The sequence below is a fragment of the Bradyrhizobium sp. WSM4872 genome (assembly GCF_055811715.1).
The window spans coordinates 1-300 of the sequence record NZ_JBVVPT010000089.1; the positions used below are offsets into that span (position 1 = coordinate 1).

A 300-nucleotide genomic window follows, 5' to 3' on the forward strand; every position below is an offset into this window, starting at 1 on the left:
TGACCTTGCCCCCAAGTTTTATCCAGTTCTGAGTTCGCCCCGGCGGTTGGATTTGCCCTCCTGGGCGGTGGGAGCGACAGGAGCTGGCGCGGAGCCTTCGGCATAGCGCAGCGCCAGATCCAGGCGCGGATGGCAGGTCATGGCGAACTCGGACGGCGTCTTCCATCCGAGCTGCGAGTGTGGTCGTGTGTCGTTGTAATCGACCCGCCGACATCCAAGTGTAACGCGGGCTTGTGCCAGTGACGTGAACAACGTCTCGTTCAACAGCTCATCCCGCAGCCGGCCGTTGAAGCTCTCGAT

General features: G+C 62.0%; 1 protein-coding gene. It reads right to left on the reverse strand.

The genetic code is table 11. The features are described from left to right. Positions 1-18: 18 nt before the first annotated feature. Positions 19-300, reverse strand: a 282-nt coding sequence (locus tag AC0L3C_RS36235) for an integrase core domain-containing protein (protein ID WP_473410415.1), incomplete at its 5' end; no start/stop codon positions are given.